This is a genomic window from Cytobacillus mangrovibacter, from assembly GCF_042865275.1.
Lineage (GTDB): Bacteria > Bacillota > Bacilli > Bacillales > Cytobacillaceae > Cytobacillus > Cytobacillus mangrovibacter.
Window position 1 is genome coordinate 204,344 of sequence record NZ_JBIACJ010000001.1, and the last position, 16,692, is coordinate 221,035.

General features: G+C 40.5%; 19 protein-coding genes. 6 read left to right on the forward strand and 13 right to left on the reverse strand.

The genetic code is table 11. The annotated features are described in order from the left end of the window. Positions 1–39: 39 nt before the first annotated feature. The 13 genes from ade to ACFYKT_RS01100 form a co-directional block, all read right to left on the reverse strand. A complete protein-coding gene (gene ade / locus ACFYKT_RS01040) occupies positions 40–1,848 on the reverse strand; it encodes an adenine deaminase (RefSeq protein WP_389214173.1) in 1,809 nt (602 codons plus the stop codon). A gap of 4 nt (positions 1,849–1,852) precedes the next feature. Further along, positions 1,853–2,131 (reverse strand): EutN/CcmL family microcompartment protein, encoded by a 279-nt coding sequence (locus tag ACFYKT_RS01045; protein ID WP_389214175.1) that lies wholly within the window; start codon positions 2,129–2,131, stop codon positions 1,853–1,855. A 13-nt stretch (positions 2,132–2,144) separates the two neighbouring features. After that, positions 2,145–2,879, reverse strand: a complete 735-nt coding sequence (locus ACFYKT_RS01050; RefSeq protein ID WP_389214178.1) for a hypothetical protein — start codon at positions 2,877–2,879, stop codon at positions 2,145–2,147. 2 nt (positions 2,880–2,881) lie between these two features. Further along, positions 2,882–3,163, reverse strand: coding sequence for a BMC domain-containing protein (locus tag ACFYKT_RS01055; RefSeq protein WP_389214180.1), 282 nt, complete (start codon positions 3,161–3,163; stop codon positions 2,882–2,884). 46 nt (positions 3,164–3,209) lie between these two features. Continuing rightward, entirely contained in the window at positions 3,210–3,536 is a 327-nt protein-coding gene (locus ACFYKT_RS01060) for a BMC domain-containing protein (RefSeq protein ID WP_389214183.1), read from the reverse strand. A 70-nt stretch (positions 3,537–3,606) separates the two neighbouring features. Beyond that, positions 3,607–4,584, reverse strand: a complete 978-nt coding sequence (locus tag ACFYKT_RS01065) for a hypothetical protein (RefSeq protein ID WP_389214186.1) — start codon at positions 4,582–4,584, stop codon at positions 3,607–3,609. A 16-nt stretch (positions 4,585–4,600) separates the two neighbouring features. After that, positions 4,601–4,864 carry a BMC domain-containing protein gene (locus ACFYKT_RS01070; protein ID WP_389214189.1) on the reverse strand — a complete coding sequence of 88 codons (264 nt, stop codon included), beginning with the start codon at positions 4,862–4,864 and terminating at the stop codon, positions 4,601–4,603. Between the two features lie 92 nt (positions 4,865–4,956). After that, positions 4,957–6,294: a UbiD family decarboxylase gene (locus ACFYKT_RS01075; RefSeq protein ID WP_389214192.1), complete on the reverse strand. Its 1,338-nt coding sequence runs from the start codon at positions 6,292–6,294 to the stop codon at positions 4,957–4,959. Beyond that, on the reverse strand, positions 6,291–6,881 hold the full coding sequence (locus ACFYKT_RS01080; RefSeq protein ID WP_389214195.1) for a UbiX family flavin prenyltransferase: 591 nt from the start codon (positions 6,879–6,881) through the stop codon (positions 6,291–6,293). Before ACFYKT_RS01080 ends, ACFYKT_RS01075 begins: the two co-directional genes overlap by 4 nt. Further along, complete coding sequence (locus ACFYKT_RS01085; RefSeq protein WP_389214198.1) at positions 6,874–7,464, reverse strand: cysteine hydrolase family protein; 591 nt, start codon at positions 7,462–7,464, stop codon at positions 6,874–6,876. The genes ACFYKT_RS01080 and ACFYKT_RS01085 overlap by 8 nt, the downstream gene beginning before the upstream one ends. A gap of 22 nt (positions 7,465–7,486) precedes the next feature. Next, positions 7,487–8,947, reverse strand: coding sequence for a dihydroorotase (locus ACFYKT_RS01090; protein WP_389214200.1), 1,461 nt, complete (start codon positions 8,945–8,947; stop codon positions 7,487–7,489). Positions 8,948–8,990: 43 nt separating this feature from the next. Next, a complete protein-coding gene (locus ACFYKT_RS01095) occupies positions 8,991–10,319 on the reverse strand; it encodes a nucleobase:cation symporter-2 family protein (protein ID WP_389214203.1) in 1,329 nt (442 codons plus the stop codon). A gap of 353 nt (positions 10,320–10,672) precedes the next feature. Continuing rightward, positions 10,673–11,044, reverse strand: coding sequence for a Na-translocating system protein MpsC family protein (locus tag ACFYKT_RS01100; RefSeq protein ID WP_389214206.1), 372 nt, complete (start codon positions 11,042–11,044; stop codon positions 10,673–10,675). 228 nt (positions 11,045–11,272) lie between these two features. On the opposite strand from ACFYKT_RS01100, the gene ACFYKT_RS01105 reads away from it, so the two are divergent. Genes ACFYKT_RS01105 through ACFYKT_RS01130 form a run of 6 tightly spaced genes read left to right on the forward strand, consistent with a single transcriptional unit; the run spans position 11,273 to position 16,668 of the window. Beyond that, positions 11,273–11,764, forward strand: coding sequence for a (2Fe-2S)-binding protein (locus tag ACFYKT_RS01105; protein WP_389214209.1), 492 nt, complete (start codon positions 11,273–11,275; stop codon positions 11,762–11,764). Further along, the gene (locus tag ACFYKT_RS01110) at positions 11,764–12,360 is read left to right on the forward strand and encodes a nucleotidyltransferase family protein (protein ID WP_389214212.1); all 597 of its coding nucleotides are present in this window, start codon (positions 11,764–11,766) and stop codon (positions 12,358–12,360) included. Before ACFYKT_RS01105 ends, ACFYKT_RS01110 begins: the two co-directional genes overlap by 1 nt. A 16-nt stretch (positions 12,361–12,376) precedes the next feature. Further along, complete coding sequence (locus ACFYKT_RS01115) at positions 12,377–13,252, forward strand: FAD binding domain-containing protein (RefSeq protein WP_389214215.1); 876 nt, start codon at positions 12,377–12,379, stop codon at positions 13,250–13,252. Continuing rightward, complete coding sequence (locus tag ACFYKT_RS01120) at positions 13,249–15,534, forward strand: xanthine dehydrogenase family protein molybdopterin-binding subunit (RefSeq protein ID WP_389214217.1); 2,286 nt, start codon at positions 13,249–13,251, stop codon at positions 15,532–15,534. Before ACFYKT_RS01115 ends, ACFYKT_RS01120 begins: the two co-directional genes overlap by 4 nt. Continuing rightward, on the forward strand, positions 15,518–16,369 hold the full coding sequence (locus ACFYKT_RS01125) for an XdhC family protein (protein WP_389214220.1): 852 nt from the start codon (positions 15,518–15,520) through the stop codon (positions 16,367–16,369). Before ACFYKT_RS01120 ends, ACFYKT_RS01125 begins: the two co-directional genes overlap by 17 nt. Next, positions 16,351–16,668 (forward strand): XdhC family protein, encoded by a 318-nt coding sequence (locus ACFYKT_RS01130; RefSeq protein WP_389214222.1) that lies wholly within the window; start codon positions 16,351–16,353, stop codon positions 16,666–16,668. The genes ACFYKT_RS01125 and ACFYKT_RS01130 overlap by 19 nt, the downstream gene beginning before the upstream one ends. Positions 16,669–16,692 lie beyond the last annotated feature (24 nt).

Below are 16,692 nucleotides of genomic sequence, written 5' to 3' on the forward strand. Positions count from 1 at the left end.
ATGATATTGCTTGATAACGGCAAATAGTCATCGTTCCGTTTACACAATTGTTGAAATGACCTCAAATTTATCGACATCAATCAATCCCATATCAGTAATTTTCCACTTCGGACTAGTGACAAGCGACCAGAACGAAAGATGCATGAAGGGTACTTCCATTCCACAGCCAAGCTCCACTTTCGCAAGCCTTGATAATTCTTCCACTTTCTCGCTCATTTCTTTACCTGTTAATTCATCTGTCATTAATCCGCCAATACGTAGTGGCAAGTCGCCTACAACCTTGCTATCTTTAATCATTGCGATGCCGCCGTCCATAGCAATGACACGATTGACAGCAGTCACCATATCCTCGTAATTCGTCCCTGTGACAATAATATTATGTGTATCATGGGCCACACTTTCGGCAATCGCTCCGCTCTTTAAGTCAAATCCATGGAGAAATGTCTTGCCGATTTTCCCTGTTCTGCCATGACGTTCAATAACAAGTAACGGCAATACATCCTGCTTCAGGCAAGGTTGGATGAAGCCATCCTTTACATTCAAAGTGAATTCGCTGCCTCCAGTAAGGTTTTGAAATGGGATAGCTTCTATCGCACGAACTCTTGCACGGCTTCCTACTGCTTTTAGCGTAAGATCATCCTTCGTTACTGGCTTTCGCTTCACCGATTTTTTTACACTTTCCGGATAAATATAAGAGGCAATTTCCAGTGTTAATTCACCTTTATCTGCCGCCTTTTTTCCTGCTAGATATACTTGGTCAATCGTCATCTTCATTAGATCACTGATTACAGCAATATCCGCTCTTTTTCCAGGGGCGAGCAAACCGACATCTTTAAATCCAAAGTGAGTGGCAGGATTTATCGTTGCCATCTGGATCGCTTCAACGGGATCAATGCCTTCTGCAATTGTCCGACGAATAATGTCATTCATATGGCCGTATTTCAGAAGATCCGCTGGCACCATATCATCTGATACAACAATGGCCCGTCTTGAATCCAATCCCTCTTCTGTAATCGCGCGAATACATTCCGCCATATTACGCTGTGAAGACCCTTCTCTCATAAATACACTCACACCATAGCGGAGTTTTTCCACTGTTTCTTCTTTCGTAGTCGTTTCATGGCAAGATACATGTGTTCCTCCACTAATGATATGTGCTGCCAGCTCACTGCCAAACAGGCCAGGTGCATTTCCTTCGACTGTTTTTCCGATTGCTTTAGCATAAGAAACTGCAGCAACAAGATCATCGATGAGCTCAGGTGCATGTTCATAAACAGGTTTGATATTACTAAAACTCTGAATTTCTCCAATTCCTTGAACATAAGGATCAGCGAGTAAATCCTTCATATCTTTAGCAGTCACATCAAACCCTGATGTTTCAAGACCAGGTGCATCTGGCACAGCACAAGGAACGGTAAAAAGAATCCGGTTCGGCAGTGTTTTTGCTTCCTCAATCATTGCCTTCATACCAGCTACACCTAGCACATTTCCAATTTCATGCGGATCCCCAATTAGTGTAGTTGTTCCAGTTGGAATCGATAATTTCGAAAACTCCGTGCATGTGAGCATCGCGCTTTCAAAATGCATATGTGAATCAATAAACCCAGGACTGATGAATTTCCCGCGTATATCCTCAACCGTTGTTCGCGGTCCAATCAAATCTTTGACATCCCCGACCATTAGAATATATTCTCCTTTAATGGCCACATCCGCTTCATAAATTTCACGAGTCACAACATTGATGAAGTAGCCTCCTTTTAGTACGAGGTCTGCATGTAGATTGGGATTCAATAAAACATCAATTAATTTTCGATGCTGCAATGCTTCTTTTACTTTCAGTGCGTCCACAAGTTTACCCTCCTAACGTCGTTCCTTCTAAACTATCGATAATTCCAATAATTGCTGCATCTATGGGCGCCTCTTTGTTTCTGATCGCTCTAGAAGCCATACTCCCTGAAACAAATATTACTTTCTCTCCCATTCCAGCACCTACTGTATCAACGGTAATGATCGGGTTCGATATTACATTTCCATCTATTCCGATTGGTTGGGTGATTAATAATTTGGATCCTACTAGATTCTCATCTTTTTTCGTTGCTGTCACCCGGCCAATGACTACACCCATTTGCATAAAAATCGTCCCCTTATTCAAAAATCAATTCGATATTCAGTTCCTTCGCTTTATCCCTGGCAAGAGGTGTAATAATCGTTTCATTCGAAATTATAAATTGGGATTGATTGAGTTGATAGATTGATTGAATAGTAGCTTCGGTAATAATGGTGTTCTTTCTCTTATTATCTAGATGAACAGGAACCTGTTCTGATTCTTCGATTAAAATGATCCCAAAGGATTTAAGCTGGAGCATTTGTTTATTTAAACTTCTTTTCAGTTCAGTTGTGCTTTTATCTAACCCATTTATCCGCCAAAGCGGATGATAAGGGTCAGCTCCAGCTTTTAAAGCAAGCACTTTCTTTCCTGTTAATAAGGCCTTTAATATAAGCCGTACAAATGGCCTCTGTTCATTAAATGAGAGAATATCTGATACGATTGAAAAAGATAAAATAGGAATAAAAATAATATCCACTTGATTAAGGATTCTCTCAGATAACGAATGATGGGGAATCCAATCATCATTTCCAATGGTCTTTATCAGGTTTGAAATTGGGAACTGGGTTAGGACCTCTTCCTCTGCAGAGAATCGAATGATTACCTCTTCATCATTCAGTCTTCTTAAATAAGAAAGTCCTGACTCCAATCCAAGTAAATGAGTAGTAATTAGAGCGAGAACAGTAGGCTTTTGCTGGCTCCTGTGGCCATTGCGGCGACTAAGCTCCAGCAGAGTGTGATCCATCATTGCACTCTGCTTTCCTATAGCCATTATTATTCACCTTTTTTCGATAATAAAGCTCTTTCCACTTCACTATGGGGTCTAGGAATAACGTGTACAGAAATAAGCTCACCTACTCGGCTTGCCGCTTCTGCTCCTGCATCTGTTGCGGCCTTTACCGCACCGACATCTCCCCGTACCATTACTGTCACAAGACCGAAGCCTACCTTCTCATATCCGCAAATTTCCACGTTAGCTGCTTTAACCATTGCATCTGCCGCCTCAACAGCACCGACTAACCCTTTTGTTTCAATCAATCCTAATGCTTCACCCATTTTTCTTCCTCCTTGTAGTGGTCATCTATATATGATTCTTAGTCAATTATTCATTTATTTCTTCTTGTGCAGCAGGCTTCTTTTCTAGCTTAAAAATAGGCAGAAGTTTTCCAGCTACCTCACTATGCGCTCTTGGAATAACATGAGCGGAAATGACTTTTCCCACTCGTTCAGCCGCTTCTTTTCCGGAGTCGACAGCTGATTTAACAGCAGCAACATCCCCGCTGAAATGGATGGTTACACCGAGTGAGCCATTCACACCGATCACCTTTTCAATCCCGACAATTTCCACATCTGCCGCTTTTACTGCGGCATCTGCAGCTGAAACAGCTGTTAAATAGCCAACCGTTTCAATTAATCCTAGTGCATACAATCCGTTTCCCACCTTTCACTAAAACTTTTCACAAATTTTATCGACAGTTAGGCTTTTACGAACGGAAAATTTACTTCTTCACTTGTCTCTGTAATTCTTCAGAGACTTTTGAAACGATGTCGTAATTTCCATGTAGAAGCAAATAGTTTTTTTCCAAGACATAGCTAAAGTTTGCTTCATTGGACTTTTTTAAGAAACGATCTAAATATAAGATAGCTGAGTAGTAGTCAATACCCTCAATTACTGCAACACCATCAACATGTGTCTTTAAATCTAATTGTTTAGTCAGCCATGGACTTGGCGCTTGAGTCTTAAATACTTGTATTTGTTTATATACATTCTGGGATAATTTTTGGAAGAGTGCTTTCAACGATTTCGTGAGTCTGTCTGGATTATCTTCATATAATTCTAGAACGAAGCCTTGGGTATTTTCCTTATCCCATGTCAGGAAATATTTCAATGTGGAAAACTCTCTTAACATTTCATTTAATAAAAAGAGTTGTCCAGCCGTACATTTTTCTGCAGTAATCACACCGATCGCATTTGATTTTAGTGAACGTGAAAAGGCGGATTGAAGATGAGGATGGAGGTATGAAAACAACCATGCCTTGACCCCATCCTTTGTTTGGCCAATACATTGACTCTCTTGATTGAATTTACCCTGTCCAATTGCTGAATGGACTTGTTGATTGCTATTAGAATGATTCCCCTGAACAAGTGACATGGTTTGAAGCTTTGCTAGCGGGCTTTTGTCGAAGCCTTTTGATGGCGGTGAATACACATTTTTTGCTGGGTGAATTGCTTTTTCTATTTGCTTTGGAGCAGGAGATTGTTCTTCGATGACTGCAAGTCTCTTCTTCCTGTTTTTCTGCTGATAATTGGGCCGGTCAACACCTGGAATAGTCTGTATATCTTTACTATCATTCGTTGTATGAACTGTTGATCTCGAATAAATAGAATTAGTTTCCCTACCAAAAAGAGGATTCACTTTCGATTTCTGGCTAGGCTTCATTACTTCCTGGACAATACTTTTCATAAAATCAGACATTGGCTATTCACCTCCTTTATAGAATCTTACTCAATTCGGAATGTGGCCGAGGAATAACATTGGATGATACAAGCTCCCCACCCGTTTTAATATGAGCAGTTTTTCCAACTTCAACTGCTGAAGTTACTGCAGCTACATCCCCTTCTACAATGACAGTTACTAGTCCGGATCCAACTCTTTTTAAATCTACTAAATTAACATTTGCAGCCTTTGCCATTGAATCCAGTGCTTCAATCGCTGCAATCAATCCTCGTGTTTCAATCATACCGATTGCTTTCACTTTTTTTGCCAACTCCCTCCATTAGTGTCCGCCAAGAACGTGCAAAATCAAGCATTTTGTCCACGAACGGTGCCTGACACTATTTGTGGACACTATAAGTAGTCTTCTAGATTGATATCTATCGGGATGGAAGTTCTTTTGAATAATTCTTCCTTGCCTAGCGGGTAAGTAGCGTCAATCCCCATTTTATCGGTGACACCTCTTAGATGATGCGAGGATTCAAGTGGTGATCCTTTTGCACCGGGGACAATGAAGATGTCTTCTGATGCTTGTACTCTCGTTGCAATTGCCCATTCAACATCATCCGAATTGAAAATATCAACATCATCATTTACTACAACAACATGCTTCAGGTCTTTGTCACTGGCGAAGGCAGCAAGGGCAGCTTGCTTGCCATCCCCCTCTGTTTTCTTGTTTATTTGGATGACTGCATGATAACGGGCAACACCTCCCATAGGGATATGTACACCAGTAATATTCGGAACAACCTGCCGAACAGTACTTAATAGCGTTGCCTCACGAACGAGTGCCATCGGAAGCCTCTCCTCATAGCTTGAGGGGAAAATCGTCTGGTTAATCGCTTGATTCCGGTAAGTAACGGCTGAAATTTCTACGATTGGCTGAGGAGTACGTGTACCATAGTAGCCTGCTAATTCACCGAATGGACCTTCCATTTCTCTTTCAAAAGGAAGCATATGACCCTCGAACACAATTTCAGCTTCAGCAAGGACATCTAGATCAACCGTTTTACAACGAACAACATCTAGGGATTGTCCGAGTAAAGCACCTGCTACATTCAGTTTGTCAGTATGGTAGAGATGTGTGCTTATTTGTGAACTTAGCACTACAGCTGGAACAACACCAAACATAACAGCGATTTCCATTGACTCTCCCTTTTTTTCAAAATGAGCATATTGCTCCATTAATTCTGGTGAAGTAATTAATATATTTGTCCGATTCCCGCCTAAATATTGCATTCTTCTAATCGATGTATACCGTTTCGTTCCCGTTAAATCCTTAACAACGAGAATTCCTGATACATAATAGGCACCAGAATCCTCAGTATGATAAGTTGGGATCGGAAAAAGATCAGCTAAATCAAAATCTCCAGTTACTAGATTTTCTTGTACAGGACCCGTTTCTCGTAAAGTAGTCGGAATCGGATTAACGATCGATTCGATAATTTTTGGAATCAGTTCTGAAGAAGGAATACCGATACTGTCTGCAAGCAGCTCCCTATCTCCACCAAGCCCTGCGGCCAATGATGATTGATACCCTTTTATTTTTTCAAATAGAAAGGGCTGTTGCCCATTTTTCGTGTTAATAACCGCTCCGAGCTCAAAGCAAGGGTCTACTTCCTTCTTAATGCGATATAATAATCCTCGATTTTCCCAATCATCTAATAAAGCTCTCATTGTTACTGGATTCAAGCTTTTTCACCCCATCTTTCAAGCAGCCGGTGATCGATACCGAGCATATCGAGAATACGAGCCACCATGAAATTCGCAAGCTCCCAAATCTCTGTTGGTTTGTGATAGAAGCCTGGGGAAGCTGGCATAATACATGCACCTGTTTCTGCTAGACTCGTCATATTCCGTAAATGGATTAAGTTGAAGGGTGCCTCTCTCGGTACAATGATGAAATTTCGCTTTTCTTTTAAAATAACGCTTGCTGACCTGCTTAATAGGGTGTCTCCAACCCCATTCGCAATCGCTCCAAGCGTATTCATTGAACAAGGAACAATCACCATTCCGTCTGTTAAATAGGAACCACTTGCGACTGAAGCAAACAAGTTTTCGTTGCTGTGAATCGTGGCAAACTCCTTAAGCTCCTCCATCTTTACGCCGCATTCAAATTGCATCACCTTTTCTCCCATCTCAGTTGCAATTACATGCGTCTCAACACCTAATTGATGAAGAGCGCGGATCAATGTATACCCATACAATGATCCGCTTGCTCCAGTAATTCCCACTAATATCCGTTTCCTTCTTTCACTTGCTTGCGTGAAATCAGCCAACCTTCTCATCTTGGGAGAATTTATTTTTGACCGCTTCTTTATATTCTTCTGTAGAGAAAATGTCTCCGAAGATATTAATATCCCTAAGACCAGACACATGCATATCCTCATCCTGAGAAGCTGTTCCATCAGAAATACAGATGACATTATAGCCATGATAGAGGGCATCTGATGCCGTGCTTCGCACACAAACATTTGTCCAAACCCCAGTTAATACAACTGTATCAATCTCTTCTTCTCGTAAAAACAAATCAAAATCCGTAAAGCTGAATGCACTATGTCTTCTTTTTTGAACGACATAATCTCCTTTTTCCTCATTAGGCTGTAATTCCGGGATAAATTCAGAGCCCCAAGTACCCTTGATTGCATGTACTGGTCTTACCCGGAAATCACGGTCATTTTTCCGATGAGCCTCTTGGACATGAACGACTTGAATTTGATTGTCATGTGCAAAATCAATTAGCTCTTTAATTTTCGGGACAATTTTCACCCCATTTTTACAGCATAACGCCCCTTTTTCATCGATAAAATCATTCAGCATATCAATAATCACAATACAATGCTTATTTCCTCTTAGTTCCACTAATGAATCATCCTTTCTGGAATTAATTTTGCTTAACAGTCTCTTTCGTTTCTACCTTTACAGCTTCATATTTTTCATATTTAAACGACCTATCAAGTCGCTGAATGCTTTGGCGAGGTACATATTGTCCATAACCCGCTGTTCCGACAACCCCTTTTTCATCTTCATAAACAACATTTCCACGAATAATTGTTTGAACTGGCTTTCCTTTTAACTTCATTCCATGGAGTGGATTATATTTGGCCATGGACTCGGTCTTCTGCTCGTCAACAACATATTCCTTATGAAGGTCAATTACAGTAAAGTCAGCATCACTGCCAATTTCCATCGAACCTTTTTTCGGATAGATTCCATAATGGATTGCTGCATTTCGACTTGTCACCTCTACAAAACGGGAAAGAGATAAACGTCCTTTATTCAGCCCTTCACTAACAAGAATCGGTACCATTGTTTCTACACCAGGAATACCTGGGAACGTATTCCAAATCGTTGCCCCTGGAAAATCCTTTTCTGTTGCAATTTCGTATGGAGCGTGATCAGTGCCTACAAAGTCAATCGTTCCATCTGCTAAAGCTTGCCAATGCGCCTCATTATCTTCTTTTCCACGTAAAGGCGGTGCAATTTTGGCAAAAGAGCCTCTTTCAGACATAGAATCCTTCGCATTAAGTACTAGATAGTGCGGGCAAGTCTCAGCAGTTACTTTAACCCCGCGTTTTTTCGCTGCCTTAACAAGTTCGGCACCTTCCTTAGTCGTCATATGCACAACATGCACACGAGCATCTGTTGCTTCGGCAAAACTAATGATGAGTTCAATGGCGACTTTTTCTGCTAGAGTAGAACGTGCTTCTGCCCACGCAGGTCCATCAAAGCGTCCCTCTTTTTCTAGCTTCTTAGAGTTAAACGTACAAATATCATAGTTTTCAGCATGAACCCCAATTGGCAAGCCAGTTTTTGCCACATTTTTGAAAATTTCCAGCATTTCTGCATCAGAAACACGTGGGAATGTAGGAACTGAAGGTGTCATATATACTTTAAATGCGACAACACCCTCATCAATCTGCGGATAAATGTTGTCAAGCCAGCCTTCTCTGGCATCTTCTCCAGTCATCCCACCCCAGAAGCAATAATCAACATAAGCCTGGTCGCGGATAGGACCAATTTTCTTCTGAAAACTATCGCCATCCCGAACAGAAGGCTTACTGCAGCAAGGCATATCAATAATTGTTGTTAAACCACCAGCAATGGCTGAACGGCTTCCAGTAGCAAATGTTTCCCGATGAGTAAATCCTGGATCCATGAAATGAGTATGAGGATCAATACAACCTGGGACAACCAGTTTTCCTCCTATATCAATCACCTTTGCCGGGTTTAAAAAGCTAATGTCATTGGAATAGCCCACGATCTTCCCATCATTGACAAGAATGTTTGTTAACACCTGACGATCCCCTTGTGGGATATTTGCATTTTTCAAAATTAAATCCATATAAAAACCTCCATCTACTAATTTAGTTTTGCTTCTACATTTATCAGATCACATCAACAGAGTGATCACTTTTTAGTTGTTCAAGCTGCTCACTATTACTACTATTAATTTCTTTATAATTAAATACCAAATTTAATAAAATTGCTGTTAAACTTCCTATAACAATCCCATTTTCAACAAGTAAACGAATACTATCTGGTAGACTTCCAAAAATAGCTGGCACCACTGCTGATCCAAGCCCAATTCCAATCGAGCAAGCAACAATTAGTAGATTTTCATTTTTAGAGAAATCTACGGCTGACAGCATTCTTATTCCTGAAGAGATAACCATTCCGAACATCGGAATCATCGCTCCACCCAATACAGCCATCGGTATAATAGTTGTTAATGCCGCTACTTTAGGCAATAAGCCTAGGATAATTAGAATCACTCCAGCAGCAATGACCACATTTCTAGTTTTCACCTTTGTTAGAGCAACAAGCCCTACATTCTGTGAGAAAGAAGTGTATGGAAATGAATTGAATATTCCTCCAATCACGACTGCTAATCCCTCTGCTCTTAATCCCTTTTTAATATCCTTAGAATCTATCTTTCTCTCACATACATCTCCCAATGCTAGAAACACTCCCGTTGATTCAATCATGCTAACGATTGCTACAAGGGTCATTGTTAAAATGGCAGAAAGATTAAAAGTTGGAAACCCGAAGTAGAAAGGCTGAATCATATGGAACCACGAAGCATCGAATACATCCGCAAAACTGACGAGGCCCATAAAATAGGCAACGATCGTCCCTATTATTAATGAGAGCAATACAGAAATCGCCCTCATATATCCCTTGAAAAAGCGGTTCATGAGAATAATTAATACAAGTGTAAATACGGCCAAAAAGAGATTTTCCAAACTTCCAAAGCTAGGGTCTCCTTGACCACCGGCCGCATTATTCATGGCAACAGGGATTAAGGATACTCCGATAATCGCTACAACCGAACCTGTTACAATAGGAGGAAAGAACCGCATTATCTTACTCATAAACTGTGATAAAATCATAACGATGATTCCAGAAGCAATAATTGCCCCGTAAATAGCCGTGATCCCTTGCATGTTTCCAATCGCAATCATTGGGCCAACTGCGGTAAAGGTGCAGCCTAGTATGACTGGCAACTTAATACCGAAGTGCTTTCCACCAATAACTTGCAATAAGGTTGCAATCCCACAAGTAAATAAGTCAATAGATATTAAATAGGCAAGCTGCTGTGCGTTTAACCCGATTGCAGGTCCAACAATTAACGGTACGATTACAGCACCTGCATACATCGCTAATACATGCTGAAACCCCAATGTGCCTATTTTCCAAGAATTTAGCTTTTCCAAAGACAACCCCCCTGGTTTTTTCTTGGTTATGCTCTTCAAAGAATACAGCTATAATTTCCACTCACCCCCAATCGTTGTATAAATTTATATATAAAAAAACCGCAGTAATAGAACATCCAGTCATTAGAATGGTCTATTACTGCAGTTTCAAGTAACTTTCGATGAACAAAAGCTAGCGCAACCGCTTTCAATATTGGATTAAAGATAAATGCGCACTGCACATCCGTCTCTAAATTACTCTTTTGTGAAAAAATAAATGGTCGGTCTGATTTATTGAACAAGCCTTTATGTACGAAGTAAAACCCGTGCAGTTGAAATGAAGCAGACCGACATTTACATACTTAGTTATGAGATCATGAATGTTTTTTATTAAGATATTCACCAAAATAAATAATAGTACACGCTTCTTCTGTAAAAGGATCATAATCTTTTAAAATCGTTTTTACTTTTAATTGTAATGTACTTTCAATTTGACCTTTAAATAATGATTTAAATTCCGTTATTAAAGCCGAATCTACTGAAATGGTCAAGTGTTGAAAATTCTTACTAAGCATTCTCAATGCCTGTACACGTTTATGCTGTGCAAAGATAATGACTCGATCATCCAACGTTTCAATCCGCTGCTTCTTCACACCGACACCATAAATATCTTGATTCACACGATTATATAAGTTGGCTAGATCTTTTTTTAATGAATGATGGGATTGAGTTGAAATAGTAGACATATTTGCCTCCTGCTTATCACTATATTAAATAAAACAAGTATCAAACCTACTAAATAGAGAAAAAATGAATGTCTTCAAAAATCAACTCCTTTGTTCCTAACGATCTTAAATCTATTTTAAACAATGATTTACGTGAAAAACGTCAAAAGATGTCAATGGCATCTTTATTCTATTCGACTCGTTCTTACAATTTCCGAATCCATCATTCCAGATTTAGGAGGAATAAAAATGAAAGAACTTCAACTTAAGGTAAATGGCACTCAATATTCTGTTTCATGCCCCCCTACGAAAACTTTACTTCAAGTATTAAGAGAAGACTTGAAATTGACTGGCAGTAAAGAGTGCTGTGGGAAAGGTGAGTGTGGTTCATGCACAATTCTGCTAAACGGAAAGGCCGTATGCTCATGTCTTATTCTCATTGGACAGGTAGAAAATCAGCAAATTACTACGTGCGAAGGTGTCGGCCTGACAGCTAGCATGGATGCTATTCAGGAATCTTTTGTTGCTGAAGGTGCGGCACAATGCGGCTATTGTACACCAGGAATTATCGTAGCAGCTAAAGCATTTCTAAATGAAGTGGATGATGTCCCATCTGTAAATGAGATAAAAACAGCTCTCGGCGGAAACCTCTGCCGTTGCACTGGCTATACAAAAATTATTCAAGCGATTCAAACCGCTGCAAAAAAAGAACAAAGTGAAAAGGAGACTTTTTCAGTTTAATGAGAGTATCTGCTATTCTCCTTGCAGCCGGAAGATCCTCCCGAATGGGATGCCAAAAGGGACTTCTCCCATGGCATGGAAAAACATTATTCGAGCACCAAATACAAGAATTAAAAAATGCGAATCTATCGGAAATCATTGTAGTAACTGGACATGACGCCATTATCTATTCTAGAATGGCTAAACACTTTCCAATTATATCCATTTATAATCATAATTATCTTGAAGGAAAATGTTCTTCAATTGTTGCAGGACTTCTATCGGTTGATAAACAAACAGAAATGGTCCTAATTGTTGCTGTTGATCAGCCAACTGATGCAAGAATCATTCTCCAACTAATTGAAGCTCTTCAGAAGGGAACTGCTGTCATTGCTGTTCCTTTATATGATGGAAAAAGAGGACATCCCCTTCTATTATCTACAACAATAATGGATGATTTACTTGCTATTAAAGAAGAGACAAAAGGGCTACGTCATTTGTTTCAAAAATACGATAACCAAGTGATCGAGGTTCCTATCAGCAATTCCCTCATCCATCTAAATATCAATACACCAGAAGACTATCAAAAAGCATTGAAACACTACCAATATAAATGATAAAAGGAGTTTAATTATGCTAATTTCAGAGATTGAAATGATCTCCCCCTCCACTTTAGAAGAGTGCCTTTTAATTCTTTCAACAGAAGGAACCGAACTTCGGTTAATCGCAGGCGGAACCGATGCAGTTGTTCGCATGAAGGAAGGAAAATGGCTTCCAGAGGCTTGGATTAATATTAATCGGATAAAAGAATTGCGCCATATAACAGAAAAGGATGGTGCAATCCATATTGGGCCACTAACCACCCATTCTGATATTTGTCGCTCTACCCTACTGCAAAAAAAAGCGGATGTACTCGTTGAAGCAGCCCGTGAGGTTGGAGCAGTTCAAATGCAAAATATGGGCACCATTGGCGGAAATATTGGAACGGCCTCCCCTGCTGGAGACACGATTCCAGCCTTATATGTTCTTAATGCAGCTGTTGAACTCCAGTCAGTTAATGGAACAAGAATTATCCCTATTAATCAGTTCTTCACTGGACCAGGCAGAACCATCCTTAAACAGAATGAGATGATTACAAATATTATTATTCAGCCACAAGCTGATAATGAAATCGGAATCTTCCAAAAGCTTGGTCCGCGAAAAGCCCAATCTATTTCAATTGTTAATGTAGCTATTTCATTGAAGATGGGTAAGGACCGCCAATGCCTAGAAGGGAAAATTGCCTTTGGATCTGTTGCTCCTACCATTATCCGTGCCAAGAAATGTGAAGCACTCTTAACAATACAGCCATTAACAGATGACATCATCGAAAATATTGCTAAAGTCGCATGGAAGGAAGTCATGCCGATCACCGATGTGAGAGCAACAGCGAGATATCGCCGCGATATGTCTAGTGCTCTACTGGAGCGTGGTCTTTATCGACTAATGAGGAGGTGGGAAAGCAAATGAAACAAGCCTTTAACTGGGTTGGCAAAAGAGTCAAACGAATTGACGGACCAGAGAAAGTAACCGGTGAGTTAAAATACATGACTGACTACCATTTTGATAATATGGTTTGGGGGAAGGTCCTTCGTGCAAAGTACCCTTATGCAAAAATCAACAGAATTAATACCGAAAAAGCAAAGCTGCTGCCAGGTGTCATTTGTGTTCTTACTCATGAAGATATCCCTGGCTTTAATGGCTTTGGGATCGAAATTCCCGATCAGCCTGTTTTAGCCGCTGATATCGTTCGCTGCACAGGAGATGCTGTTGCATTAGTTGCAGCAGAAACACAGGAAGTGGCCGAGCAAGCACTTCATTTAATCGAAGTTGATTATGAGCCACTTGAGGTTGTCACAGATGCGGAACAAGCAATGAACCCGTCAGCACCAAAACTCCACCCTAATGGCAATATTCACAGCCATGTGAAAATTATCAATGGCGATACCGAGAAAGCATTTAAAGAAGCAGAAATTATAGTTGAAAACACTTTTTATTCTCCACGACAAATGCATGCCTTCATTGAAACAGAAGGTGGTTGGGGAATAATGGATAAGGATGAATTTATTACAATCCGCTGCCCTGGTCAATATGCCCATCGTGACCGAATGCAAATTGCTCGTGCCCTCGCCTACAATCCTGAACGAATAAGAGTGATCTCCAGCCCAATTGGAGGTGCATTTGGGGGCAAAGATGAAATTACTGTTCAGATATACCTTGCTCTCCTTGCCATGCACACGAACGGACGTCCAGTGAAAATTCATCTTAGCCGTGAAGAATCAGTAATTGCTGGAATAAAAAGACATCCTTTCAAAGTACAAATGAGAACTGCCGCAAATAAAGACGGCACCTTGCTCGCGAATGAAGTAAGAGCTGTTGCTGATACTGGTGCCTATGCCTCCCTTGGAGGAGCGGTCATTGCCCTTGCCATTGAACATTCCTGTGGTCCGTACAAAATCCCCAACGTAAACCTTGAAGGATTTTGCGTGTACACAAACAATGGCATTTCTGGTGCTTTCCGAGGCTTTGGTGTCAACCAAGTCTGTATTGGAATCGAAACCCATCTCGATATGATTGCTGAGAAGCTTGGAATGGATCCCATTGAGATTCGCAAGAAAAACGTTTATCACCAAGGAGAAATATCAAGTATTGGCCATGTCGTTAAAACAAGTGTGGGCACTTACAAAACACTTGAAACCGCAGAAAACTGCGATCTTTGGAAAAATCGTGAGCAATACAAAGCTGAAGTTAGTGAACCTTGGAAAAAAAGAGGTGTTGCCTTAGCAACCTCTTTCCATGGAATTGGAATGGGAATTGGTTTGCCTGATTATGGAGCAGCCTCTATTGAGCTTTTGGCGAATGGTCAATTTCTCGTAGCTGTCGGATGTGAAGAAATTGGCGGGGGCAACAGCACTGCTTATGCACAGGTCGCAGCGGAAATGCTTTGTTGTGATATTAGTAATATTAGAGTCGTTCAGGGAGATACCGCCAAAACACTTGATAGTGGTACTGTAACTGCATCCCGCTCAACCTATACAGGGGGCCGAGCCGTGGCAACTGCTGCTCCCCACATGATCAAATTGCTTACTAATGCGGCTGCCGACATTTTGAAAGTTCCTTTAGCAGAAGTAAAAATACAGCAAGGCTACTTATCTGCAAATGAAAAAATTGTAACCTATCAAGCTATATATGATCATCTTTACCTTCACCATAAAAAAACTCGAGTGGAAGGTCATTTCCTTTTACCAAAGGAAAAGGGCGAAATTAAAGGTTCTGGTGGTGCCCCGCATCATTTATACGGCTATTTAACACATGTTGTCATGGTAGAGGTTGATACATTAACTGGGGAAACCGATGTCCTTCGAGTTGTCTCCATCCCTGATGCCGGAAAGGTCATTAATCCTCAAGGGCTCGAAGGTCAAGCTGAGGGCGGGGCTGTCATGGGAATTGGCTATACCCTTTATGAAGACGTAGTCATTGAAGATGGTTATCATAAAACAAGAAATTTTACTGACTATATTATTCCTACTATCCGCGAAACACCTTTCATCGAAACTTTTCCAGTCGAGGATGAGGAGCAATCAGGACCTTTTGGTGCAAAAGGAATTGGTGAAGTGGTAATGATCCCGATTATTCCAGCGATCATGTCCGCTATTTATGACGCAACTAGCGCCAGAATCTTCCAACTCCCAGCAACACCAGAAAGAATCTTCAATGCCTTAAAAGACTTAAAAAATGAGCCGTCAAGGTGATAAAATGATCAATCACAGCTTATTTCTGAAACTAACGGAAGCAACTAACCAGCGGAAAGAAATCTTCCTGCTTACCATTACAGACTGTGTCAACCTTGAATGGATCGGACAAAAAGCACTACTGTCACCTAAGGGAGATTTTTATTCCGATTCTCCCATCCCTTCTTCCTTACAGCAAGAATTGATTAATAACAGTGAAAAATTAAGAAGAAGAAAACGATCAGGTACCTTTACATTTTCATGGAGCGAATACGAATTGGAATGCTTCGCTGAATATTTTCCAGCCCCTATTCATCTTATCATAGCAGGTGCTGGTCATGTTTGTGAGCCAGTTGCTTCAATGGGAAAAATGCTAGGATTTCATGTCACTGTTATTGACGATCGAAAGGAATTTGCCAATAGAAGCCGATTCCCTGAAGTTGATGAAGTCATCTGTGAATCCTATCTGCATTTTTTTAAAACAGCTGAACTAACAGATCACACATATATTCTTCTTCTAACAAGAGGACATAAATATGACGTTATCAGTTTACAAGCACTTTTAATGCGGAAAGAAAAAGCAGCTTATATTGGCATGATTGGGAGCAGAAGACGCATATCTGGCGTTTTTGAGGAGTTAAAACGGGATTTTCCTAATGAAAGCTTTGATCACCTGTATACCCCTGTCGGACTGGATATTGGTGCACAGACTCCTGCCGAAATTGCTGTAAGTATTATGGCAGAAATTTTAAAAGTAAAAAATCAAAAATCCGGTGCCTCGTTAAGTAATGGAGTTCGAAAATATGCGAAAATGGGGTTTCGTGAAGGGACAAACAAATGGAACAGCTATTCTTGATGAAACGGACCATGGAAATAAAAAACGGGTGTAGTCAAGCCGCAATAGCAACCATTATACGCACAAAAGGTTCAACACCTCGAAAAACGGGCAGCAAAATGATTATTTTCTCAACTGGAGAAATTGAGGGGACAATCGGTGGAGGCTGCGGCGAGGCAGAAGTCATTGAAAAAGCCTTTGAAGTGATTCAAACAAACAAGCCTGCCAAACAATTGGTCGATCTAACTAAAGGTCTTTTTTATGAAGATGGAGGAATTTGCGGCGGGATAATGGAAATCTTTATAGAACCAATTATATGAAAGAGGGATATTCATTGGAGCAAA

What these genes read in the sequence shown, in the direction of transcription:
- ACFYKT_RS01045 (WP_389214175.1), bottom strand. Translation starts at nt 2,131, where the DNA reads ATGCAAATGGGTGTAGTCATTGGCCGGGTGACAGCAACGAAAAAAGAT.
- ACFYKT_RS01050 (WP_389214178.1), bottom strand. Translation starts at nt 2,879, where the DNA reads ATGGCTATAGGAAAGCAGAGTGCAATGATGGATCACACTCTGCTGGAG.
- ACFYKT_RS01055 (WP_389214180.1), bottom strand. Translation starts at nt 3,163, where the DNA reads ATGGGTGAAGCATTAGGATTGATTGAAACAAAAGGGTTAGTCGGTGCT.
- ACFYKT_RS01065 (WP_389214186.1), bottom strand. Translation starts at nt 4,584, where the DNA reads ATGTCTGATTTTATGAAAAGTATTGTCCAGGAAGTAATGAAGCCTAGC.
- ACFYKT_RS01090 (WP_389214200.1), bottom strand. Translation starts at nt 8,947, where the DNA reads ATGGATTTAATTTTGAAAAATGCAAATATCCCACAAGGGGATCGTCAG.
- ACFYKT_RS01100 (WP_389214206.1), bottom strand. Translation starts at nt 11,044, where the DNA reads ATGTCTACTATTTCAACTCAATCCCATCATTCATTAAAAAAAGATCTA.
- ACFYKT_RS01105 (WP_389214209.1), top strand. Translation starts at nt 11,273, where the DNA reads ATGAAAGAACTTCAACTTAAGGTAAATGGCACTCAATATTCTGTTTCA.
- ACFYKT_RS01110 (WP_389214212.1), top strand. Translation starts at nt 11,764, where the DNA reads ATGAGAGTATCTGCTATTCTCCTTGCAGCCGGAAGATCCTCCCGAATG.
- ACFYKT_RS01115 (WP_389214215.1), top strand. Translation starts at nt 12,377, where the DNA reads ATGCTAATTTCAGAGATTGAAATGATCTCCCCCTCCACTTTAGAAGAG.
- ACFYKT_RS01120 (WP_389214217.1), top strand. Translation starts at nt 13,249, where the DNA reads ATGAAACAAGCCTTTAACTGGGTTGGCAAAAGAGTCAAACGAATTGAC.
- ACFYKT_RS01125 (WP_389214220.1), top strand. Translation starts at nt 15,518, where the DNA reads ATGAGCCGTCAAGGTGATAAAATGATCAATCACAGCTTATTTCTGAAA.
- ACFYKT_RS01130 (WP_389214222.1), top strand. Translation starts at nt 16,351, where the DNA reads ATGGAACAGCTATTCTTGATGAAACGGACCATGGAAATAAAAAACGGG.